General features: G+C 54.8%; 21 protein-coding genes. All 21 read right to left on the bottom strand.

Annotated features, from left to right (window positions below; all coding sequences use genetic code 11):
- Window positions 1–43: 43 nt before the first annotated feature.
- The 21 genes from secM to leuO all read right to left on the bottom strand — a co-directional run bounded on the left by secM (window position 44) and on the right by leuO (window position 24060).
- Window positions 44–550, bottom strand: a complete 507-nt coding sequence (secM, locus tag ACQ3G7_RS09780) for a secA translation cis-regulator SecM (RefSeq protein ID WP_430889673.1) — start codon at window positions 548–550, stop codon at window positions 44–46.
- A gap of 271 nt (window positions 551–821) precedes the next feature.
- Window positions 822–1739 (bottom strand): UDP-3-O-acyl-N-acetylglucosamine deacetylase, encoded by a 918-nt coding sequence (gene lpxC, locus ACQ3G7_RS09775; protein ID WP_061497686.1) that lies wholly within the window; start codon window positions 1737–1739, stop codon window positions 822–824.
- A 100-nt stretch (window positions 1740–1839) separates the two neighbouring features.
- On the bottom strand, window positions 1840–2988 hold the full coding sequence (gene ftsZ / locus ACQ3G7_RS09770; RefSeq protein ID WP_263098054.1) for a cell division protein FtsZ: 1149 nt from the start codon (window positions 2986–2988) through the stop codon (window positions 1840–1842).
- Window positions 2989–3051: 63 nt separating this feature from the next.
- Window positions 3052–4308: a cell division protein FtsA gene (gene ftsA / locus ACQ3G7_RS09765; RefSeq protein ID WP_061497690.1), complete on the bottom strand. Its 1257-nt coding sequence runs from the start codon at window positions 4306–4308 to the stop codon at window positions 3052–3054.
- Window positions 4305–5153: a cell division protein FtsQ gene (gene ftsQ / locus ACQ3G7_RS09760; protein WP_430889672.1), complete on the bottom strand. Its 849-nt coding sequence runs from the start codon at window positions 5151–5153 to the stop codon at window positions 4305–4307. Before ftsQ ends, ftsA begins: the two co-directional genes overlap by 4 nt.
- Before the next feature lies 1 nt (window position 5154).
- Window positions 5155–6075: a D-alanine--D-alanine ligase gene (locus tag ACQ3G7_RS09755; protein WP_430889671.1), complete on the bottom strand. Its 921-nt coding sequence runs from the start codon at window positions 6073–6075 to the stop codon at window positions 5155–5157.
- Window positions 6068–7540: a UDP-N-acetylmuramate--L-alanine ligase gene (gene murC / locus ACQ3G7_RS09750; protein WP_430889670.1), complete on the bottom strand. Its 1473-nt coding sequence runs from the start codon at window positions 7538–7540 to the stop codon at window positions 6068–6070. The genes ACQ3G7_RS09755 and murC overlap by 8 nt, the downstream gene beginning before the upstream one ends.
- Before the next feature lie 57 nt (window positions 7541–7597).
- Entirely contained in the window at window positions 7598–8665 is a 1068-nt protein-coding gene (gene murG, locus ACQ3G7_RS09745; RefSeq protein WP_263098058.1) for an undecaprenyldiphospho-muramoylpentapeptide beta-N-acetylglucosaminyltransferase, read from the bottom strand.
- On the bottom strand, window positions 8662–9906 hold the full coding sequence (gene ftsW, locus ACQ3G7_RS09740) for a cell division protein FtsW (protein ID WP_263098059.1): 1245 nt from the start codon (window positions 9904–9906) through the stop codon (window positions 8662–8664). Before ftsW ends, murG begins: the two co-directional genes overlap by 4 nt.
- Entirely contained in the window at window positions 9906–11222 is a 1317-nt protein-coding gene (murD, locus tag ACQ3G7_RS09735; protein WP_263098060.1) for a UDP-N-acetylmuramoyl-L-alanine--D-glutamate ligase, read from the bottom strand. Before murD ends, ftsW begins: the two co-directional genes overlap by 1 nt.
- A 2-nt stretch (window positions 11223–11224) precedes the next feature.
- Entirely contained in the window at window positions 11225–12307 is a 1083-nt protein-coding gene (mraY, locus tag ACQ3G7_RS09730; RefSeq protein ID WP_061497707.1) for a phospho-N-acetylmuramoyl-pentapeptide-transferase, read from the bottom strand.
- Window positions 12301–13659, bottom strand: a complete 1359-nt coding sequence (murF, locus tag ACQ3G7_RS09725; protein WP_430889669.1) for a UDP-N-acetylmuramoyl-tripeptide--D-alanyl-D-alanine ligase — start codon at window positions 13657–13659, stop codon at window positions 12301–12303. The genes mraY and murF overlap by 7 nt, the downstream gene beginning before the upstream one ends.
- Window positions 13656–15143 carry a UDP-N-acetylmuramoyl-L-alanyl-D-glutamate--2,6-diaminopimelate ligase gene (gene murE / locus ACQ3G7_RS09720; RefSeq protein ID WP_430889668.1) on the bottom strand — a complete coding sequence of 496 codons (1488 nt, stop codon included), beginning with the start codon at window positions 15141–15143 and terminating at the stop codon, window positions 13656–13658. The genes murF and murE overlap by 4 nt, the downstream gene beginning before the upstream one ends.
- On the bottom strand, window positions 15130–16896 hold the full coding sequence (locus ACQ3G7_RS09715) for a peptidoglycan glycosyltransferase FtsI (protein WP_263098063.1): 1767 nt from the start codon (window positions 16894–16896) through the stop codon (window positions 15130–15132). The genes murE and ACQ3G7_RS09715 overlap by 14 nt, the downstream gene beginning before the upstream one ends.
- Window positions 16897–16921: 25 nt before the next feature.
- On the bottom strand, window positions 16922–17287 hold the full coding sequence (gene ftsL / locus ACQ3G7_RS09710) for a cell division protein FtsL (protein WP_061497715.1): 366 nt from the start codon (window positions 17285–17287) through the stop codon (window positions 16922–16924).
- Window positions 17284–18225, bottom strand: a complete 942-nt coding sequence (gene rsmH / locus ACQ3G7_RS09705; RefSeq protein WP_263098064.1) for a 16S rRNA (cytosine(1402)-N(4))-methyltransferase RsmH — start codon at window positions 18223–18225, stop codon at window positions 17284–17286. Before rsmH ends, ftsL begins: the two co-directional genes overlap by 4 nt.
- A gap of 2 nt (window positions 18226–18227) precedes the next feature.
- Window positions 18228–18686 carry a division/cell wall cluster transcriptional repressor MraZ gene (gene mraZ, locus ACQ3G7_RS09700; protein WP_061497719.1) on the bottom strand — a complete coding sequence of 153 codons (459 nt, stop codon included), beginning with the start codon at window positions 18684–18686 and terminating at the stop codon, window positions 18228–18230.
- Between the two features lie 623 nt (window positions 18687–19309).
- A complete protein-coding gene (gene cra / locus ACQ3G7_RS09695) occupies window positions 19310–20314 on the bottom strand; it encodes a catabolite repressor/activator (protein ID WP_061497721.1) in 1005 nt (334 codons plus the stop codon).
- 179 nt (window positions 20315–20493) lie between these two features.
- Window positions 20494–20985, bottom strand: coding sequence for an acetolactate synthase small subunit (gene ilvN / locus ACQ3G7_RS09690; RefSeq protein ID WP_007373137.1), 492 nt, complete (start codon window positions 20983–20985; stop codon window positions 20494–20496).
- Between the two features lie 2 nt (window positions 20986–20987).
- Entirely contained in the window at window positions 20988–22712 is a 1725-nt protein-coding gene (gene ilvI, locus ACQ3G7_RS09685) for an acetolactate synthase 3 large subunit (protein WP_430889667.1), read from the bottom strand.
- A 385-nt stretch (window positions 22713–23097) separates the two neighbouring features.
- Window positions 23098–24060, bottom strand: coding sequence for a transcriptional regulator LeuO (gene leuO / locus ACQ3G7_RS09680; protein ID WP_430889666.1), 963 nt, complete (start codon window positions 24058–24060; stop codon window positions 23098–23100).
- Window positions 24061–24214: the final 154 nt, after the last annotated feature.

Genomic DNA, 24214 nt, shown 5'->3' with positions numbered 1-24214 from the left:
CCCCGCTCTGCGGAGCTAAAAAAATGAATAAAGGACTCTTTTTTTAGCTGAGGCGAAGAGGGCCGGCGCGAATGCCCTGCACCTGACCTAACCAGGTGGCAATACGGAACGCGGCGTCAGGTATAGCCGTTGTCTGGAGTGCCAGGCGAACAATCGCTGGCGGTTTCCCTTCCTGGTTCAGTAACGCGCTGAGCGTATCCAGTAAAGCGAGATGATGTGCCTGAATCGGCAGTGGCTCTTCCGTCGCAACAGGCAGCGCTTGAGGCGCCATGGCAAACGAAAGATGACGAATAACGGTGCGGATGGCATGTTGATGCCAGTAATCGACAGTAAAGTTAGGACGACGATTGGCTTCCAGTAAAGCAAGGCTGGTGAAATTAACCGTGCCGGTGCTGTCGTGATTACGGGTAGTTTCGCGCGGCGTTTGCGTGGGTTCGGCGCTACCAGCAAGTGCGGGCAAGCCAAGGCTCGCCGCGACCATCCCTAATAAGAGATGCGGCCAGAAATAGCGTCTACCAAATTGTCGCCAGCGCGTCAGTATTCCGCTCACTTGCTCCACCCAAAAATAACGCTTACCCGAATGTGCTTCTGTATGTGTCCTTTTGCGCACGGATTTTACCACTAAAGCCGCCTGCACCGCAGCAGTATTCCGGTGCCAGAGGGATAAAAGTGGTTACGAAAACAGCGATCGCGCCGCAAGAGGTCTGTTCAGAAGAGAAGGGAATGAAAAGAGGATTGTTGCAAACGTACAAATAAAAACGACTGGCCACCCTGACCGGAGAGAGTGCCAGGTTAACCAGTCGATTTTTGCAGTTATGGCGTTATGCCAGAACCGTAGACGGGGCTTTGAACGCCAGCGGCAATTCCGCTTCGTCTTCGAAGGTCACATATTCCCAGGCTTCCTGTTTTGCCAGAACAGCCTGCAACAGCTTGTTGTTCAGTGCGTGACCGGATTTATACGCCGTAAACGCACCAATGATGTTGTGACCACACATGAACAGGTCGCCAATCGCATCCAGCATTTTGTGGCGAACAAACTCATCTTCGAAACGCAGGCCGTCTTCGTTCAGTACGCGATAATCGTCAACTACGATGGCACAATCGAAGCTACCGCCCAGGCACAATCCACGGGACTGGAGGTATTCGATATCACGCATGAAACCGAAGGTACGCGCACGGCTAATCTGGCGCATAAATGCGTCGGCAGAGAAGTTCATCGCGTAGCGTTGCGTGCTTGCATCAATCGCCGGGTGATTGAAGTCGATGGTAAAATCGAGAGAAAAACCGTTGTGCGGTTTAAACTCAGCCCATTTATCGCCGTCTTCAACACGCACGGTGTTTTTGATGCGCACAAATTTTTTGGCGCTGTTCAGCTCTTCGATCCCTGCATCCAGCAGCAAGTAGACGAACGGTGCAGCACTGCCATCCATAATCGGGATTTCCGGCGCATCGACTTCAACAACGATGTTGTCGATACCCAGCCCCGCCAGAGCAGCATTCAGATGCTCGACGGTCGAAATCCGCACGTCATGCTCGTTGACCAGACAAGTACAGAGCATAGTATCACGCACAGATTTAGCATCAGCCGGAAAGTCTACCGGTGGATTTAAGTCAGTGCGACGATAGATGACCCCGGTATTTGCCGGCGCAGGGCGCAACGTCAGGGTGACTTTCTTGCCGGTATGCAAACCGACGCCAGTCGCCTGAACGATACGTTTAAGTGTCCTTTGTTTGATCATCGTATAATCTCGCCTAATTACCAATCCAACCAAATTGTATAACACAATCGGTGGGCCAGTTTAGCACAAAGAGCGAAGAAGCCCAACTTCCAGCAAATTCTTAGTCCGCTTGCTTACGCAGAAACGCTGGAATATCCAGATAATCCGGCTCTTTAGTGGTCTGCGGCGCATTGTCGTTAACCACTTTCGCCGGTTTCTGCTCCTGCTGCATCGGCTGCATGCCATGCTGCTGGTAACGATCCATCACAGGCTGTTGCGCTTGTTTGTTTGTCACCAGCGTGATTTCCGGACGTTTGTCCATACCGATACCGGTCGCCACCACAGTCACGCGCAGTTCGTCGTTCATATCCGGATCGAGAGAAGTACCGATAACCACGGTCGCATTATCCGAAGCAAACGCACGGATAGTATTACCTACAGTTTCGAACTCATCCAGGCGCAGGTCAAAGCCCGCCGTGATGTTAACCAACACGCCACGCGCACCAGACAGGTCGATATCTTCCAGCAGCGGGCTGGAGATCGCCATTTCGGCGGCTTCTTCCGCACGGTCTTCACCACTGGCAACGCCGGAGCCCATCATCGCATAGCCCATTTCGGACATCACCGTACGCACGTCTGCAAAGTCAACGTTCATCAGGCCCGGACGCGTAATCAGCTCTGCGATACCCTGCACCGCGCCTTTCAGCACGTCATTCGCTGCACCGAAAGCATCCAGCAGAGAGATGCCGCGACCCAGCACTTTCAGCAGCTTGTCGTTCGGGATAGTGATCAGTGAGTCAACATGCTTGGACAGTTCAGTAATACCCTGCTCCGCGAATGCCATGCGCTTCTTGCCTTCGAAGTTGAAAGGCTTAGTCACCACAGCAACGGTCAGGATACCCAGATCTTTTGCCACTTCGGCGACGACTGGTGCAGCGCCAGTACCGGTCCCGCCGCCCATGCCCGCAGCAATAAAGACCATATCAGCGCCTTCCAGCGCAGCGCGCAGCGCTTCACGGTCTTCTTCCGCGGCGTTACGGCCAACTTCAGGGTTTGCCCCAGCGCCCAGACCTTTAGTGATTCCACCACCGATCTGGATGGTTTGACCTACCGCCGTTTTACGCAACGCCTGCGCGTCGGTATTCACTGCGAAGAATTCAACACCCTCAATGCGCTCGCGCACCATATGTTCTACGGCATTACCGCCGCCGCCACCGACGCCGATGACTTTAATCACCGCGTCGTTGGTTAATTCCATTGGTTCAAACATAGTTTCTCTCCGTCTTGTGCCTGTCGCCTGAGACCGTTAATTTTCGGCGGTCTCTGAAAAAAATTAAAACTCTTTTCGCAGCCAGCTATTGATTCTTTTGAACCACGAGCCAACTGACACACGTTTTTCCACTTCCGCTTCACCACTCAAATGGGTCTCTTTCCCGTAGTGAAGCAGCCCAACCGCCGTTGAATAGTAAGGCTCCTGGGCATAATCGGTTAAGCCAGTAATATTGAGCGGCGCGCCAATACGCACCTGCGTATGGAACACGCGCTGCGCGCAGGCCGCCAGACCTTCAATTTGCGCCGCGCCGCCGGTCAATACAATCCCCGCCGCCAGGTGATGTTTCACCCCTTGCTGACGAAGTTGTTCCTGCAACTGCAAAATTTCGTCGTTCACCAGATTGAGCAGCTCGGTGTAGCGCGGTTCAATCACATCCGCTAACGTCTGACGCTGCAGACTACGCGGTGGACGCCCACCCACACTCGGCACCTCAACACTCTCATCTTTACCCACCAGCGAACCCAACGCGCAACCATGGCGAACCTTGATCGCTTCTGCATCGCTTGGCGGTGTACCGAAAGCGTAAGCGATGTCGCTGGTTACCACATTCCCTGCGTAAGGGATCACTTTGGTATGACGCAGCGCACCGCCAGTGTAGACCGCCATGTCCATTGTACCACCGCCGATATCGACAACGCAGACCCCCAATTCACGCTCATCTTCCGTTAATACGGAGTAGCTGGAAGCCAGCCCTGCGAAAATAAGTTGGTCAACTTTTAACCCACATCGTTCAACCGCTTTAACGATGTTTTTCGCCATATCGTTATGACAGGTGATCAAATGCACCTTTGCCTGCATACGCACGCCAGACAGACCTACCGGGTTTTTGATGCCTTCCTGGTAGTCAATGGCATACTCTTGCGGAATGACATGCAAAACGCGGTGTTCATCACGTACACGCACCGACTTGGCGGTATGCACCACGTTTTCAACATCTTCCTGCGTCACTTCTTCTTCTGAAATCGGCACCATGCCAATTTCATTCTGGCAACTAATATGTTTCCCCGACAGCGCAAGGTAGACCGAGGAGATCTGGCAATCGGCCATCAGTTCAGCCTGATCGATGGCGCGTTGCACGCACTTCACCACCGATTCCAAATCGTTTACACCACCTTTGTCCATCCCACGGGATGGGCAACTCCCCACGCCAATGATATTCACAATGCCATCGGGCAGAACTTCCCCTACTAAAGCGGCTACCTTCGCGGTGCCAATCTCCAGTCCAACTACCAGTTTTCTGTCCGTCGCCTTGATCATTGTTGCTCTGCCTGTGCCTGATTCTGTTGTGCCTGATTTTGCTGCTGATTCGGTTCCTGAACAGGGGCCGCTTTCCAGCCTACAGCCGCGCCTGAGTCATAGCGTAAATCCACGTAGCTTATCTCTTTGCCATCCGTTTGCGCCTGCTGCTGAAGAACCGGGTAGAGTTCAATAAAGCGCGCCAGGCGTTTCATGGTATCGCCACGGCCCAGATTAAGCTTGATGTCATTATTCAGCGTTAACTGCCATGAACGCCGTGCGGTCATCGCCGCTTCTTTCAACGTGAACTTATCCTTAGCCAGCACTTGTCCCATATCGCGGTAGCCCTGTAACACTTCGCTTTCGCTGCCTTCGGGACCGTACAACATCGGTAAAACTTGTTTACTGGTTCGTTCGGCCGGCACGCTGAAAGAATTGCCGTCCACATCAACCATATGCTGATCATTCCACCGTGCTATGGGCACATATTCAACCAGATGAATCTTCAATTCGTCCGGCCACTGCTTGCGAACGCTTGCCTGCTTTATCCAGGGCAGACGCTCTATCTGACTCTGAATAATGTTCACGTCTTGCGTCATAAAGGTGCCGGGTGCGCCCAACGCCAGAATCGTCTGGCGAATATCATCATTGCGCGTGTAGTGGCGATCGCCCGTCACCACCAGTTTCGACAACGGCAACCGCTGCGCATCATCCATCCACCCCAGCACCACCCAGCCGCTAACAAACACGGTGCACAGCACCGCCAGCAGGAACACAATGCCTGCAAGACGCGTTCCATTATTCCGCCGGGAAGCCGATACCGCTTCCTCGTCACGGTTTCGCGTGTTCAGCGCAGCCTGAGACATATCACTCCGCCAGATCCAGAATGCGAACCACAAGTTGCGAGAAGCTCAGCCCTGCCTGTCGCGCCGCCATCGGCACCAGGCTATGGCTTGTCATCCCCGGCGAGGTGTTCGCTTCCAGCAAGTAAAACTGACCGTCGCTATCCAGCATCGCATCAATTCGCCCCCACCCGCGACAACCTAAAACACGCCAGGCTTTAAGCACCAGGGACTGTAAAACCGCTTCACGCTCTTCTTCCAGACCTGATGGGCAGAAATATTTCGTCTCATCAGAGAGATACTTCGCCTCATAATCATAGAAGATTCCCGACGGTTGAATGCGGATCGACGGTAAAATTTCATTTCCGAGTATCGCCACGGTAAATTCGGGCCCACTCAGCCATTTTTCGATCAGAACGTCATCATCATATTGAAACGCAAGCGCTAATGCTGCGTGCAGATCATCACTGTTGTCGACTTTCGACATCCCAACGCTGGAGCCTTCACGGCTGGGCTTGACAATAACGGGTAACCCCAGTTGGTCAATGCGTTGAATATCATCACTTTTTAGGCCTATTTCGAACTCATCGCGCGTGATGCCAACAGAAGGCGCAACCGGCAGTCCCGCCCCTTGCCACAGCAGCTTACTGCGTAATTTATCCATCGAAATCGCCGATGCCATCACGCCGCTACCGGTATAGGCCATGCCGGTCAGTTCCAGTAACCCCTGCAACGTACCATCTTCACCGCCGCGACCATGCAACGCGATAAACGCTTTGCTATAGCCCATCTCTTTCAGGCGAGTGACATCAACATCGCGCGGATCAACGCCATGCGCATCCACACCGCCTTCACGTAAGCCGCTAATCACCGCAGCACCGGAATTGAGCGAAACCTCACGCTCTGCGGAGGTGCCACCGAGCAGAACAGCGACTTTCTCAGCCATTGCTCTCCTCCGGGGTCTGTGGCTTCAGCTTACTCTCCGCCAGACTGCGGGCGATTTTGCCGATGTTGCCAGCGCCCTGAATCAGGATCAGATCATTACCGGTCAGCACCGGTGCCAGCATAGCCGCAACCTGGCCTGGATCGGATGCCAGAATCGGATCGATCTTACCGCGACCACGAATGGTACGGCACAGCGAACGGCTATCCGCGCCCGGGATCGCCGCTTCGCCCGCCGGATACACTTCCAGCATCAGCAGCGCATCGACCTGCGTCAGCACATTGGCAAAGTCGTCATACAGATCGCGGGTACGGGTATAACGGTGAGGCTGGAATACCATCACCAGTTTTTTATCCGGCCAGCCCGCGCGTGCTGCTTTAATGGTGGCATCCACTTCGGTCGGGTGATGACCGTAGTCGTCAACCAGCATGGCAGTACCCGGTTTGCCATTCACCCCTTCCAGCGGGAATTCACCAAGGAAGTCGAAACGACGCCCGGTTCCCTGGAAACTTTCCAGCGCACGCAGAATGGCCGCATCTTCAATACCTTCCTCTGTCGCCACGGCAACGGCGGCAGCGGCATTCAGGGCGTTATGACGGCCCGGCGCATTCAGCGTCACACGCAGTTCCGGTTTATCCTGGCGCACCAGCGTAAAGTGCCCCTGCGGCCCAATCTGGCGATAATTCTCAACGCGAACGTCCGCATCGTCGCTAAAACCGTAGGTCGTTGTCTGCCGGCCCACACGCGGCAGCAGCTCACGGATCACCGGATCATCAACGCACATCACTGCACGGCCATAGAACGGCAGGTTATGCAGGAAGTTGATAAACGTCGTTTTCAAATTCTCAAAGTCGCCCTGGTAGGTATCCATATGGTCGGCTTCGATATTGGTGACAATCGCCACCATCGGTTGTAAATGCAGGAAAGAGGCATCGCTCTCGTCTGCTTCGGCAATCAAATAACGGCTGTGACCCAGGCGCGCATGCACCCCGGCGGCTTTCACCAGACCACCGTTAACGAACGTCGGATCCAGTCCGGCTTCCGCGTAAATACTTGCCACCATCGCCGTGGTGGTGGTTTTACCATGCGTTCCCGCAATCGCGATGCCATGACGAAAACGCATTAACTCCGCCAGCATCTCCGCACGGCGGATCACCGGAATACGCGCTTCATGTGCCGCGACAATCTCCGGGTTATCGGCAGAAATAGCGCTGGAGACCACAACAACGCTGGCATCACTCACGTTTTCCGGGCGGTGATTGAAATAAATAGTGGCGCCAAGCGACGTCAACTGTTGCGTTACCGGGTTCGGGGCCAGATCGGAACCGCTGATCTGATAGCCTTCGTTGGCCAGTACTTCGGCAATACCACCCATGCCGGCACCGCCAATGCCAACGAAGTGAATGTGCCGGACGCGACGCATCTCGGGCACGATTGAACGCAGTTTCGCCAGTTCTTGTGTATTCATTCTCTAAACGCCATCGACTACTTCAAATTCGCGCGGCGCAACAGGCGCCGCCAGTATTTAGGCCTGTGCTGCCAGGCTCACTTCATGCGCCACTCGTTCGGTGGCATCCGGAATGGCCGCCGCACGCGCGCGCTCCGCCATATCCAGTAATGCTTCGCGGTTCCAGCCCGCGAGGATCGCCGCCACCGCGTCAGCGGTGAATTGCGGTTGCTCCAGAATCTTCGCCGCACCGGCTTTTTCCAGCGGCAGCGCATTCCAGTATTGCTGCCGGTCCTTATGCTGGAACGGCACGAACAACGCCGGTAAACCAGCAGCGGCAATTTCACTGACCGTCAGCGCGCCGGAACGGCAAACCACCACATCCGCCCACGCGTAGGCTTGCGCCATATCGTCAATAAATTCCGTCACTTTATGCTGAGGCGCCCCCGCAGCGGCGTAAGCCTGCTCAACCTCCTGTTGTGCGCCTTTACCGCTCTGATGCCAGAGTGTCACCGACTCACCCAGTTTTGCCGCCACCTGCGGCATGGTCTGATTCAGTACGCGTGCGCCTTGCGAGCCGCCGACAACCAGCACACGCACCGGGCCATCGCGCCCCGGTAAACGCTGCTGCGGCAGCGGCAGCGCCAGCACATCAACGCGAACCGGGTTACCCACCACTTCCGCTTTCGGGAAAGCACCAGGAAATGCCTGCATCACTTTGGTGGCAATTTTCGCCAGCCATTTGTTGGTCAAACCGGCAATGCCGTTTTGCTCATGCAGCACCACCGGGATCCCCAGCGACCAGGCCGCCAGGCCACCAGGGCCAGAAACATAACCACCCATTCCCAGCACCACGTCGGGTTTAAAGCGCTGCATAATCGCGCGCGCCTGACGCCAGGCGTTGAAAATGCGCACCGGCGCCAACAACTGCGCCTTGATCCCTTTGCCACGCAGGCCAGAGATACGAATAAAGTCGATCTCGATCCCATGTTTAGGCACCAGATCGGCCTCCATGCGATCCGCGGTTCCAAGCCAGCGCACTTGCCAGCCCTGATCCATTAAATGGTGCGCGACCGCAAGCCCGGGGAATACATGCCCGCCGGTGCCGCCCGCCATCACCATTAACCGCTTCGGTTGACCACTCATCGCAAACCTCGTGTAAACGCCTGGGCTTTTTCCAGACGCGTTTCATAATCTATTCGCAGCAACAGCGTAATCGCCATCGACATAATTAATAAGCTGGAGCCACCGTAGCTGATCAGCGGCAACGTCAACCCCTTGGTCGGCAGCATACCTGCGGCCGCCCCTACGTTAACCAGAGCCTGGAAGCTAAACCAGATACCAATAGAGCACGCCAGAAAACCTGAGAAGCGGTGGTCAATATCCAGCGCTTTACGCCCGATGGACATGGCGCGGAAAGCGACGAAGAATACCATTAAAAGCGCCAGCACCACACCGATATAACCGAGCTCTTCCCCGATAATGGAGAAGATGAAGTCGGTATGCGCTTCCGGCAAGTACTCCAGTTTCTGTATGGAATTACCCAGCCCTTGTCCCCACAGTTCGCCGCGGCCAAACGCCATCAACGACTGGGTTAACTGATAACCACTGCCAAACGGATCTTCCCACGGGTTCCAGAACGACGTCACGCGGCGGATACGGTACGGTTCTGCGAGGATCAGCAGCACAACTGCCGAAATGCCCATACCGATAATGGCGATAAACTGCCACAACTTCGCCCCCGCCAGGAACAACATCGCCAGCGTCGTAATAAACAGCACCACCACGGTACCCAGGTCCGGCTGCGCCAGCAGTAATACCGCCAGCACCAGAATCACCCCCATCGGTTTGAGGAAGCCGCGCAGGTTATTACGCACTTCATCGACCTTACGCACGAGGTAGTTCGCCAGATAACAGAACAGCGACAGTTTGGTGAACTCCGCAGGCTGAAAACGCATCAGACCAAGGTCAATCCAGCGCGACGCCCCGTTAATGGAACTCCCCACAACCAGCACCACCAGCAGCATAATGATCGCAGCGATCAGCATGACAGAGCTGTACTTCTGCCAGAACTCCATCGGTAACCGCAACGTGATCGCCGCCGAGCAAAACGCAAGGAACAGATACAACGCATGGCGTTTAGCAAAGAAAAAGGGATCGTTAGTGAGACGTTGCCCCACCGGCATTGACGCCGAGGTCACCATCACAAAACCGATAGCCGCCAGGCCCAGCGTCAACCACAGTAGCGTGCGGTCATACATCACCAGGCTGTCGGTATCTTTCTCTCTGGAGCCCATCACCCAGCCTTTTAATGCCGCAAACAGCCACGCCAGGATCCCAAATCCTGGCAGGCGCGGCATTCTCGGGCGGGGGAGAGTTAAACGCATCAACCTAACTCCTGCGCCAGACGGGTAAAGACATCGCCCCGTTGTTCAAAATTCTTAAACTGATCCAGGCTGGCGCACGCCGGTGACAACAGCACCATATCGCCCGGTTGCACACGCGAAGCGATAAGGCGCATCGCCTGATCCATGGTATCGGTTTGATCGGCGATCTCCGGGCGCAACGCTGCCAACTCCGCACCATCGCGGCCAAAGCAGTACAAACGCACGCGATCGCCACCGAGATAACGCTTCAGCGGCGAAAAATCGGCGGACTTACCGTCACCACCCAGCAGCAAATGCAGCGTACCGTCAACATGCAGGCCATTTAGCGCCGCTTCGGTACTCCCGACATTGGTGGCTTTCGAATCGTTGATCCAGCGCACGCCGTTATGATCCAGCGCCAACTGGAAGCGATGCGCCAGACCGGTAAATGTCGTCAGCGCTTTCAGGCTGCTGGCGCGCGGTAAACCAGCGGCATCGGCCAGCGCCAGCGCAGCCAGCGCGTTGGTGTAGTTATGCTGTCCGCTCAGTTTCATCTCTTTTACGTTCAGCACTTTTTCACCTTTTACCCGCAGCCAGGTTTCACCCTGTTGGCGGTTCAGGTGATAATCGCCCACATCCACGCCAAAGCTGACACAGCGCTCGTCCGCGCCGCGAACCGGCATGGTGAGCGCATCATCAGCATTGACCACGCACACTTTCGCGTTTTCGTAGATACGCAGTTTCGCCGCACGATACTGTTGCAGACCAAACGGATAACGATCCATATGATCTTCCGTCACATTCAGAATGGTTGCCGCAACCGCCTGCAGACTCGACGTGGTTTCGAGCTGGAAGCTGGACAACTCAAGAACATACAGCTCGCGCGCTTCATCCAGCAGCATCAGCGCAGGCAGACCAATATTGCCGCCGACGCCGACATTGACGCCGCCCGCTTCGGCCATCTCGCCCACAAGCTTCGTTACGGTGCTTTTGCCGTTGGAACCGGTAATGGCCACCACCGGTGCCTGCGCTTCGCGGCAGAACAGTTCAATATCGCCAACGATCTCAATGCCGGCGTCCGCCGCCGCGCTCAGAGAAGGGTGAGCCAGCGCAATGCCCGGGCTTGCGACGATCAGATCCGCCGCCAGCAGCCAGTCATCGTTAAGACTACCAAGATGGCGCTCCACCTCTTCGGGCAGCTTATCCAGCCCCGGCGGTGAAACGCGCGTATCCATCACCCGCGGCGTCACGCCGCGCGCGAGGAAAAAGTCTACGCAGGAAAGACCTGTCAGGCCTAAACCGATAATGACGACCTTTTTACCCTGGTAATCTGCCATGATTAACGTACCTTCAGCGTTGCCAGGCCAATCAGCACCAGCATCAGCGAAATAATCCAGAAACGCACAATCACGCGCGGCTCCGGCCAGCCTTTCAGTTCATAGTGATGGTGAATCGGCGCCATACGGAAAATGCGCTGTCCGCGCAGCTTGAAGGAGCCGACCTGCAAAATGACCGACAGTGTTTCCACCACAAATACGCCACCCATGATCACCAGCAGGAACTCCTGGCGCAGCAGCACAGCGATAATGCCCAGCGCGCCGCCCAGCGCCAGCGATCCCACATCGCCCATAAAGACCTGAGCCGGGTAGGTGTTAAACCACAAGAAACCCAACCCTGCGCCAACAATCGCCGTACAGACGATAACCAGTTCCCCGGCATGGCGCAGATAAGGAATATGCAGGTAGTTCGCAAAGTTCATGTTCCCGGTCGCCCAGGCCACCAGCGCAAAACCGCCGGCAACAAATACCGTGGGCATAATCGCCAGGCCATCCAGACCATCTGTCAGGTTGACCGCGTTGCCGGTGCCGACAATCACAAAGTAGGCCAACGCAATGTAGAGCAAGCCCAGTTGCGGCATCACATCTTTAAAGAACGGCACCACCAGTTCGGTCGCCGGGGTATCTTTGCCCGCAAGGTACAAAGCAAAGGCCACACCCAGTGCGATGACTGACATCCAGAAATATTTCCAGCGCGCGATTAGCCCTTTCGTGTCTTTACGCACCACCTTGCGGTAGTCGTCGACAAAACCAATTACGCCGTAGCCCACCAACACAACCAGCACGCACCAAACGTACGGGTTGGACGGGTAAGCCCACAACAGCACGGAAACAACGATGGCGGTAAGGATCATGATGCCGCCCATCGTGGGGGTACCGCGTTTGCTGAAGTGTGATTCCGGGCCATCGTTACGTACGACCTGGCCAAAAGAGAGTTTTTGCAGGCGGGCAATCATGCGCGGCCCCATCCACAACGAGATGAAGAGCGCGGTCAGCAGGCTGACAATGGCGCGAAACGTCAGATAAGAAAAGACGTTAAAGCCTGAATAATATTTGACCAAATGTTCGGCCAGCCACACTAACATGTCCCGTTCTCCTGTAATTCGCGTACCACCTCTTCCATGGCGGAACTACGTGAACCTTTAACCAAAATGGTCAAAATTTGTTGTTCGGCAATCAGCGTTTTTAAACGCGCCACCACTGCCGCTTTATCGTTAAAATGCTCGCCAACACCGCTGGCAGAACTTAATGCCTGGCTCAATGTTCCCACGCTCAGTACCTTGTCGATGCCGACAGCTTTTGCCGCTTCACCGACCTGAATGTGACAGGCCTTGCTCTCATCGCCCAATTCAGCCATGTCGCCCACCACCATCACCCGGTAGCCAGGCATTTCGGCCAGCACATGCGCCGCAGCGGTCATTGATCCGACGTTGGCGTTGTAAGTGTCATCCAGCAACAGCTGATTTTCGCTCAACTGAACCGGGAACAGGCGGCCAGGTACGGCTTTCAGATTCGCCAGACCTTTCTTCACCGCATCCAGGCTTGCGCCAACCGCCATCGCCAGCGCGGTCGCCGCCAGCGCATTGGCAATATTGTGGCGGCCCGGCAACGGCAGCGTGACATCAATGCTGCCGCCCGGCGTTTGTAACGTGAACTCTGTACCGTGCGAGGTCACATGAATGTTGGTGGCGGTAAAATCACTGTTCGCCGCATTCGGCGAGAAGCGCCAGACGTTGCGATCGCCGATGATGCTCTGCCAGTTCAGCCAGTCATTGTTATCGGCATTCATAATGGCGATGCCGTTGTCCGGCAGACCGGTGTAGATTTCACCTTTGGCCTTTGCCACCCCCGCCAGCGAACCAAAACCTTCCAGGTGTGCCGCCGCCAGGTTATTCACCAGCGCGGCTTCCGGACGGGTCAGTCCCACGGTCCAGGCGATTTCGCCCTGGTGGTTAGCCCCCAGTTCAATCACCGCGTACTGATGCGCTTTGGTCAAACGCAACAGCGTCATCGGCACGCCGATATCGTTGTTGAGGTTACCTGCGGTATAGAGGGTATTCCCGCACTCGCTGAGGATGGCGGCGGTCATCTCTTTTACCGAGGTCTTGCCGGAAGATCCTGTCAGCGCGACGACGCGAGCCGGAACCTGCTGACGAACCCATGCAGCCAGTTCGCCAAACGCCAGTCGGGTATCCTTCACCACCAGTTGCGGCAGGTCGGTATCCAGTTTCCGGCTGACCAGCAGCGCGCCCGCACCGCCCTCTTTGGCTTTATCAGCAAAGTCATGAGCATCGAAACGTTCGCCTTTCAGCGCCACGAACAGGCAACCCGGCGTTAATTTGCGGGTATCGCTGGTCACCGCATCAACAGTGACATCCTGACCGTGTAATTCCCCCTGCAGAATGCCGGTGAGTTGGCCAAGCGTTACGCTAATCATGCCACCACCCCCAGCAAACGCGCGGCCGTCACGCGGTCGGAATAATCAAGACGGCGCGTACCGACAATCTGGTAATCTTCGTGGCCCTTACCGGCCAGCAACACCACGTCGTTCTCTTTGGCCTGCATGATGGTATTGGTCACCGCTTCTGCGCGGCCTTCCACCACATGGGCACGACCGGCGTCCAGCATCCCGGCAAGAATGTCATTGATAATCGCCCGCGGCTCTTCTGTGCGCGGGTTGTCATCGGTCACTACCGGCACATCCGCGAATTGTTCAGCAATGGCGCCCATCAGCGGACGTTTGCCTTTATCACGATCGCCGCCACAGCCAAACACGCACCACAGTTTGCCGGTACAGTGCAGACGCGCCGCCTGCAGCGCTTTTTCCAGCGCATCCGGCGTATGGGCATAGTCAACGACAACCGTCGGTTTCCCCGGTGCGCTGAACACTTCCATACGCCCGCAAACCGGCTGCAGTTGGGATGCGGTTTTCAGTAAGTCATGAAGCGGATAGCCCAACGCCAGCAGCGTTGCCAGCGCCAGTAGCAGATTGCTGACGTTAAATGCGCCCATCAGACGACTTTCCATTTCGCCTTCACCCCATGAGGAGTCAAAGCGGATCGTGGCGCCGCTGTCGTGATAATCCACCGCCACGGCTTTCAACCAGCGGCCATGGCAGTTCGGGTTGATATGATCTTCCATCGATACCGCGACCGCATCCGGCAGATTCGCCAGCCAGCGGCGCCCCACTTCGTCATCGGCGTTGACGATCGCCTGACCATAGTGGTGCGAGGAAAACAGCAGCCATTTCGCCGCTTCGTACTGCGTCATATCCCCGTGATAATCGAGGTGATCGCGGCTTAAATTGGTAAACACGGAGGCGACAAATTTCAGTGCGGCAACGCGATGCTGCACCAAACCGTGTGATGAGACTTCCATCGCAGCAAGCGTTGCCCCTTGCTTCGCGAGGCTGGCAATCACATGCTGCACATCCACCGCTGAACCGGTGGTGTTTTCCGTCGGGCTCACTTTGCCCAACAAACCGTTACCGACGGTCCCCATCACCGCGCTGGTTTCGCCCAGTAGCTGGCTCCATTGCGCCAGCAATTGCGTGGTGGTGGTTTTTCCGTTGGTGCCGGTTACGCCAATCAGGCGTAATTGTTCAGAAGGCTCACCGTAAAAACGGCCCGCCAGCGCAGAAAGGCGCTCATTTAACTGGCTGAGATAAATGACCGGAACGCCGTGCATTTCACGAATTTCACCGTCATTTGCTTCGTCTTTCGCTTCAGCAATAATGGCAGCAACACCTTGCGCAATCGCCTGCGGGATATAACGACGCCCGTCCGCCTGATGACCGACCACCGCCACAAAGAGATCGCCCGATGCAGCCACACGGCTGTCGAGCGTCATCTCCCGCAGTGCTCGCTCCGGCGCACCTGGCACCCACGGAGCGAGAAGGTCGCGCAAATTACGATCTGCCACCTGTTCCCTCGCCTTGATTAATTACAAACTCACTTTTCTCGCCCGTGGTCAGCGCATCCGGCTCAATGTTCATGGTGCGCAGAACGCCGCCCATGATGGCACCAAAGACCGGCGCGGACACGGCGCCACCGTAGTATTTACCCGCTTGCGGATCGTTAATGACCACCACCAGCGCAAAGCGCGGGCGGCTGGCAGGCGCGACGCCAGCGGTGTAAGCAATGTATTTATTGATATAGCGACCGTCCGGACCGACTTTTTTAGCTGTACCGGTCTTGATAGCGATGCGATACCCTTTGATGGCGGCCTTCACCCCGCCGCCGCCTGGCAGCGCAACGCTCTCCATCATGTGCACCACGGTGCGCACGATAGGCTCGGCAAAGACACGTTCGCCCGGCACGGGCGGGTCAACTTTGGTAATCGACAGCGGGCGATAGATGCCATAGCTGCCAATCGTTGCGTAGACACGCGCTAACTGTAACGGCGTTACCATTAGCCCGTAGCCGAAAGAGAAGGTGGCCCTCTCTATGTCAGACCACCGTTGTTTTTGAGGAAATAAGCCACTGCGTTCCCCGACCATCCCCAAATTGGTCGTTTTTCCCAGTCCAAAACGTGAGTAAGTATCTACTAACGCTGAGGAGGGCATCGCTAACGCCAGTTTTGACACACCAACGTTACTCGACTTCTGTAGCACCCCGGTGAGGGTTAACTCGCTGTAGCGCGCCACGTCTTTGATTTCATGGCCGTTAATACGATAAGGCACGGTATTTAACACCGTATTAGGGTTTACGACGCCGCGCTGCAACGCGGTCATCACCACCATAGGTTTAACGGTGGAGCCCGGTTCGAAGACGTCGGTGATAGCGCGGTTACGCATGGCATCCTGCGCCGTACCGGTGAAGTTATTCGGGTTGTACGAGGGGCTGTTCGCCATTGCCAGCACTTCGCCGGTGTTCACATCTACCAACACCGCGCTACCGGACTCTGCCTTGTTAAATGCCACCGCGTTATTCAGTTCACGGTAGACCAGCGCCTGCAGGCGCTCATCGATGCTCAGCGCAAGGTTATGCGCAGCCTGGCTGTCCGTTGAGGAAATATCTTCGATAACGCGACCATAGCGGTCTTTACGCACAACGCGCTCGCCGGGTTGCCCGGTGAGCCACTTATCAAAACTTTTCTCGACCCCTTCAATCCCCTGGCTGTCAACGTTGGTAAAGCCAATGAGGTGAGCGGTCACTTCCCCGGACGGATAGTAACGACGAGACTCTTCTCGCAGGTGGATGCCCGGAAGCTTGAGTTTTTTGATGTAGTCGCCCAGATCCGGGTTGACCTGGCGGGCCAGATAGATAAAACGCATTTTGGGGTTGGCGTTAATGCGCGCAGCGAGTTGATCGAGCGGCATGTTCAGCGCGTCGGAAAGTGCTTTCCAGCGGTTATCCAGCGTAACGCCGCCTGCATCATGCAATTCTTTCGGATCGGCCCAAATGGCTTTCACTGGCACACTTACCGCCAGCGGACGACCGGAACGATCGGTAATCATCCCGCGCGATGTCGCGACTTCCTGAACGCGCAGGGAACGCATGTCCCCTTCACGCACCAGCATATCCGGGTTGACGATTTGCAAATACGCGACCCGGCAAAGCAGGAATCCCAGCGCCAGTAAAATGCAACCGCAAAGCAACGCAAAACGCCAACTCACAAAGTTGGCCTGTTCTTCCTGGCGTTTCGGTTTAAGCGTCTTCGCCGCTGCTTTCATGCGTCGCGTGATTCCTTATTCGTCACTATTTCTGTACTACGATATTTTCCTGGGAAGGATCGACATGCTGCATTTGCAGCTTTTCCGTCGCGATCCGCTCAACCCGGCTATGATCGCCAAGCGCATTCTCTTCCAGGATCAGGTTGCGCCACTCGATATCCAGCGCATCGCGTTCGAGAACCATCTGCTCGCGCTGCGCGGTTAATAAGCGCGTGTGGTGAGAGGTGGTCACCACCGTCACCGCCGTCATGATGATGCAAATGAACAGACAGAGTGGCAGTTTCCCAAATCGCAAAAGATCGTCGCCGATCACGCCAGGCAAAGCATGGCGCTCGTTGCTTCCTAACGATCCCTTCATTTTGCTCAGGGTCTCTGTCACTCTGCCGATCATGCGTTCGTCCTCTCTGCAATACGCAGAACTGAACTACGGGCACGTGGGTTTTCAGCCACTTCTTCTTCACCCGGCATCAACTTTCCTAATGCTCGCAACTGACGGCCACCCAGTTTCCTGAGTTGCTCTTCGGTCATCGGCAACCCGGCAGGAACCTGCGGGCCCCGGCTTTGTTCACGCATAAAGCGTTTTACAATCCGGTCTTCCAGCGAATGGAAGCTGATAATCGAAAGCCGCCCTCCCGGGGCCAGCACGCCGAGCGAGTTTTTTAGCGCCTGCTCGATCTCCTCCAGTTCACTGTTCACCCAAATGCGCACCGCCTGGAAGGTACGGGTCGCGGGATGTTTGAACTTGTCTTTCACCGGTGTCGCCGCCGCAACCACTTCCGCCAGCGCTTTTGTGCGGGTCATCGGATCAACGCGGTTACGCTCAACAATGGCGCGGGCAATACGTTTGGCAAAACGCTCTTCGCCAAAGGTTTTCAGCACCCAGGCAATGTCGGCTTCTTCAGCGGTTTGCAGCCATTCGGCGGCGGACTGGCCACGCGTAGGATCCATACGCATATCCAGCGGCCCATCACGCATAAAGGAGAAACCGCGTTCAGGATCGTCGAGTTGCGGTGAAGAAACGCCAAGATCGAGAAGAATTCCGTCGATCTTGCCAACAAGTTCACGCTCGCTGACATAATCAGCAAGCGCAGAGAAAGGTCCATGAATGATGGAGAAGCGGGGATCATCAATGGTTTGAGCTACAGCAATCGCCTGCGGATCGCGATCGATCGCCAGCAAGCGTCCTGCCGCTCCCAAACGGGAGAGGATCAGGCGCGAGTGACCACCGCGACCAAAAGTGCCATCGATGTAAATGCCATCCGGACGAATATTCAGGCCATTAACGGCCTCATCCAGCAGCACCGTCGTGTGTTTAAAATTTTCCATCATCTTTACAGAGACAAATCCTGCAATCGATCCGAAAGCGCTTCGGAACCAGATTGCTCAGCGTCGATATCTTCCTTGACCTGTTGATACCAGGTCGTTTCGTCCCACAGCTCAAATTTATTGAACTGCCCGACCAGCATCACTTCTTTGGTCAGCCCGGCGTGTTGCCGCAAAACAGGTGCGATCAATAAACGCCCGGCGCTATCCATCTGGCACTCGCTGGCGTGTCCCAGCAATAAACGTTGTACGCGCCGCTCGAGCGGATTCATGCTCGACAGACGCGACAATTTTTGCTCGATAATTTCCCATTCGGGCAGAGGGTAAAGCAGCAGGCATGCGTGACGGATGTCAATGGTGCACACCATCTGACCGGAAGCATTCTCCTGCAGCAAATCCCGATAACGGGTCGGAACGGATAACCGCCCTTTGCTGTCGAGATTGACTAACGTCGCGCCACGGAACATGTCCGATTCACCCCCGGGTGATCTTTTTCACCACTTTATCCCACAAAATCCCACCAAGGGAGTTTACGGAGCGGAGGAAAAGCTTGTCAAGCCAGCGCAAAGGCTAACCAGAGTAAAAGATCCCTTATTCGCAGTGAATATCTGCGTTGGTGAATTACTGCTCAGCTTACGAGGCAAATTAACGTCATGAATATTTGCAAGAAAAAAAACAGAATATGCGCACCGGCGTTTAAAACCATTCAATTTCTGCGCGCGAAATATAAAGTGTCAGTTTGCGACGCGGGCGGCATTTTAAGACATATTGACGCCCCTGAACAGTGCCAGTTACGTCAGGCTGCACTTAGCGCGGCGGCGGATGAGCGATGACAAAACCCCCATGCCAGAAATGGTTGTTAATTCGGCAATTGCGCCCATTTTTCAGATGTAACAATTTAATACAGAAATCATGTTCAGTTACTTCTCAATAACTCATAAAAATTGGATTTAAAGAAACAACCTGAATAAATAAAAAAACCACCTGATAAAAAATAAGGATTTATCTTAGGTGGATAAAGTGCAATAAATTGATTAAAGACAGGGGCAAAAACAAAAAAGGCAGCTGCCGCTGCCTTTAATGCCGGTGGTTAAACGCGACTTAATATCCCGCGGCGGTAGAGATTGCGGCGGATGCGGCTCAGACCCGCTTTCGGTTTACGCGGCTCGTCGAGGCTTGCCAGCACAATTTCCAGCACACGCTCTGCCACATCACGATGACGCTGCGCAACAGCCAGCACCGGGCATTGCAGGAAATCCAACAGCTCGTGATCGCCAAACGTCGCAATGGCCAAATCAGACGGCAGTTTACCGTCGCGGCGCAAGGTCACGTCCAGCACCCCCTGCAATAATGCAAACGAAGTGATAAACAGCGCCTGCGGCATTGGGTTTGTTTCCAGCCATTTTTCGAACAGCTGAGCAGCGGCTTCTCGCTCGTAGCTATTGGCATAGAGATACTGCACCTCGCGCGGATCGTCTTTCCAGGCGGTGCGGAACCCTTGCTCACGCAGGAAACTTACCGAGAGCTCCGGCAGCGCCCCCATGTACAGCACACGTTCAGCCGGGAATTTGCGCAGTTCCGCCGCCAACATTTCTGAATCGTCCTGATCGGCACCGACAACGCTGGTGAAGTGTTCACGATCCAGCGCGCGATCCAGTGCGACAATCGGGAAGGAGTCATTTGCCCAGCGCTGATAGAACGGATGCTCCGGCGGCAACGAAGTGGAGACGATGATGGCATCTACCTGGCGCTGCAGGAGATGTTCAATACAGCGCATTTCGTTATCTGGTTGATCTTCTGAACAGGCAATCAGCAACTGATAACCGCGCTGACGGGCCTGCCGTTCCAGATAGTTAGCAATACGCGTGTAACTCGTGTTTTCGAGATCGGGGATAACCAGCCCAATAGAGCGAGTACGTCCTGCTCGCAACCCAGCCGCTACCGCATTCGGGTGGTAGTTATGCTCACGAACGACAGCCATGACTTTTTCAACGGTTTTGTCGCTGACACGATATTGCTTCGCCTTACCATTGATGACGTAGCTTGCCGTGGTTCGTGAGACGCCGGCTAGCCGGGCGATTTCATCCAGTTTCACAATTGCCCCTTAAAATAATGCACTCCATAACCTTTTTAGGGATATAGGCTAATTTCCATAACATCTAAGCGCAGAATAGGCACTGCGGCAACCGCTTTCGTCTCTGGTTCCATCTGATTTCGCAAAAAAAAGGCCCGACACCAGATGTCAGGCCTTCAGATGCTGCAGACTAATCACGCTTAGCGCATGATTTTATCACCGCGTGACAACCCCACGACGCCGGAGCGGGCAACTTCAACGATTTTAGCTACGTCACGAATGGTGGCTAAAAATGCGTCCAGCTTATCGCTGGTGCCGGCAAGCTGAACCGTATAAATAGACGGGGTAACATCAATGATCTGACCGCGAAAGATCTCTGCATTGCGCTTCACTTCTTCGCGCCCGTAGCCGCTGGCCTGGATCTTCACCAGCATAATCTCACGCTCAACGTACGCCCCCTGCCCCAGCTCATTCACGCGCAGGACATCGACCAGTTTATGCAGTTGCTTTTCAATTTGCTCCAGCACTTTCTGATCGCCGACGGTCTGGATCGTCATGCGCGACAATGTGGGATCGTCAGTGGGCGCAACCGTCAGGCTTTCAATGTTATAGCCACGCTGTGAGAACAGACCAATCACGCGCGATAACGCACCCGACTCATTTTCCAGTAAGACAGACAGTATCCGCCGCATAATCAGGTCCTCTCCGTTTTGCTTAACCACATCTCATCCATGCCGCCGCCGCGGATCTGCATCGGATAAACGTGTTCACTACCGTCAACGGTAACATCAACAAACACCAGGCGATTATTTTTCACCTGCTCCAGCGCTTGCGCGAGCTTCTGCTCCAGCTCTTCCGGACGCGTAATATTGATACCTACGTGACCATACGCTTCCGCCAGGCGGGCAAAATCCGGTAGCGACTGCATGTAAGATTGCGAATGGCGACCGGAATAGATCATATCCTGCCACTGCTTCACCATCCCCAGATAACGGTTGTTCAGATTCAGCACCAGCACCGGCAACTCATATTGCAGCGCCGTAGAAAGCTCCTGAATATTCATCTGGATACTGCCGTCCCCGGTGACACAGATGACCATCTCATCCGGGAAGGCCATTTTTACGCCAAGCGCCGCAGGCAAACCAAAGCCCATGGTGCCCAGCCCACCGGAGTTGATCCAGCGTCGCGGCTTATCAAAACGATAATAGAGCGCCGCAAACATTTGGTGTTGCCCGACATCAGACGTGACATACGCATCGCCATGGGTTAAACGCCAGATGGTTTCGATCACCGCCTGCGGTTTGATGCTCTCACTTTGCGTGTCATATTTCAGGCACTGTCGCGCACGCCATTGATCGATGCGCAGCCACCAGTCGCGGATATCATCTGGCGATTGCGGATACGCCTCTTGCTCCAGCAACTCCAGCATTTGCTCCAGCACCAGCCGCGCATCGCCCACGATCGGTACATCCGCCTGCACCGTTTTAGAGATAGACGTCGGATCGATATCAATATGCAGTACCGTAGCATCCGGGCAGTATTTCGCCAGATTATTGGTCGTGCGATCGTCAAAACGCACACCCACCGCAAAAATGACATCAGCGTTGTGCATGGTCATATTAGCTTCATAGGTGCCGTGCATACCCAGCATGCCAAGCGCCTGACGGTGCGACGCCGGGAATGCGCCCAACCCCATCAAAGACGATACCACCGGTAAATTGAGCTTTTCCGCCAGCTGGCGCAGTTGAATTTCACAGGCGGAATTAATCGCGCCACCACCAACATAGATAACCGGTTTTTTGGCTGCGCTCAGCGTTTGCAGGGCGCGTTTGATTTGCCCTTTGTGCCCCTGTGTCGTGGGGTTATAGGAACGCATGCTGACCGACTCCGGCCAGACATAAGGCAACTTGTTAGCCGGATTCATAATGTCTTTCGGCAGATCGACCACCACCGGCCCTGGCCGCCCGCTGGCCGCCAGCCAGAACGCTTTCTTTAATACGCCGGGAATATCTTCGGCTTGCTTAACCAGGAAACTGTGTTTCACCACCGGGCGGGAAATCCCCACCATGTCGCACTCCTGGAAAGCGTCATAGCCAATTAAAGAGGTCGCCACCTGCCCGGAAAGCACCACCAGCGGAATCGAATCCATATACGCCGTGGCAATGCCGGTGATGGCGTTTGTCGCCCCCGGACCGGAAGTCACCAGCACCACCCCGACTTCACCCGTTGCTCGCGCCAGCCCGTCAGCCATGTGCACCGCGGCCTGTTCATGGCGTACTAACACATGTTCAATACCGCCTACAGTATGCAGGGCATCGTAGATATCGAGGACCGCGCCTCCGGGATAACCGAACACCTTCTTGACGCCTTGATCGATAAGCGATCGGACGACCATCTCGGCTCCAGACAACATCTCCATGGTTTGCCTCCAGGCTTTCGTTTGTCGATTGACAGCGAAAATCATTTCCGCACTGTCGCACTGTACAGAACAGGAAGTCCCTGCCTTCTGATTATGAATGGCAGTTACCATAACCGCTCAAAATCTGGCAAGCAATGAGCAAACCGCCGCTGCCCACCCGCCGGAAAAGAGGAAAAACGAAGTCCACAAACCAGAATTGGTGGAAACATCTGTAATAAGCAAAGACGATGACCATTCATCATCCGAACCGCTGCATGTTCAGTAATTCATGCATTTTTAACGCGAGCGCCGACGCCACTACAGATGAAAATCAGGACAAAATACTGGCAGTGAAAATCAATGCAGAATAAACCAGGCGTTTGAAGCCTGGTTTATTGATGGCCTGTTAGCGACGGCAGACAGAGACCAACACCTCTTCCATCCACTGGTGACCTTTGTCACGCCCTGCCGCCTCATGCCAGGAGAGATAGCACGTTCGGCTTTTCAGCCGCAAAGGCAGAGGAAGCGCCTGTAACTCCAGAGCCGCAGCAGATTCATCCACCAGCCAACGCGGCGCAATGGCCACCAGGTGGGTTTGTGAAACCACGTTTAACACGCTGGTCAGCGCCATCCCTTGATAGGCAATGCGGCTTTGCTTATCAGGCGTATCGTACCAGGGCTGGCTAAAGGAAGCATAGCGTTCCAGGGAAACGACCGCGTGCTGCTCATTAAAAACGTCCGCTTCTGTGATGAGCGCATCAATCCGCGGATGCTTTTTACTGACAACCAGCACCATGTCATCTTTAAAAAGCGGTACACAGGAAAACTCCGGGCGACGAAATTCTTCGTAGCCGACCACAAACTCAACTTCCTGGTAACGCAATTGATGTTCAGTATTGTGATTAAGCGCAGATTTAAACACCAAATGAATATGTGGGGCGAGTTTTTCAACATTATTGTAAATTATCGATGTTAAAAAATTATCAAGCGGACTGCAGACACAAAGATTAAACACGCGTTCGCTGGTCACCGGTTCAAAACCGGAACCAGGTAACTCATTTTGCACTAATTGCAACGCCTGACGAATAGAGCCAAAAAGCTGAAATGCGCGCGTAGTCGGCTGGATCCCCCGTCCATAACGAACAAAAAGCTCGTCATTAAACATTAACTTAAGCCGTGCAACGGCATTACTGACCGCTGGCTGTGACATACCGAGCGAATGCGCCGCGCGGGTGATGTTTTGTTCTTGCATGACCGCATCAAATACGGTGAGTAAATTCAGGTCTACGGAACGTAATTGTGGCTTTCCGACCTCATTAATACTATGGTTATCAACGACTTTCCCCGGAGTGCTGCATGCTGTCGTCATGATAATCTCCCTTCGCTTGTATAATAATAATATTCAGGAAGATGATTTATCATGCATATAGCATTATTAGAAGTGAGCTACGGTAAATTAGGATTATATAAAGCCCGATAACAAACCGTAGAAAAAATAAAAAAAGCAACAACAGCATTACATA

The organism is Kosakonia sp. N21 (genome assembly GCF_050587465.1).
Lineage (GTDB): Bacteria > Pseudomonadota > Gammaproteobacteria > Enterobacterales > Enterobacteriaceae.
The sequence above is the reverse complement of the archived record's forward strand: the minus strand, read 5'-3'. Positions and strand labels throughout refer to the sequence as shown.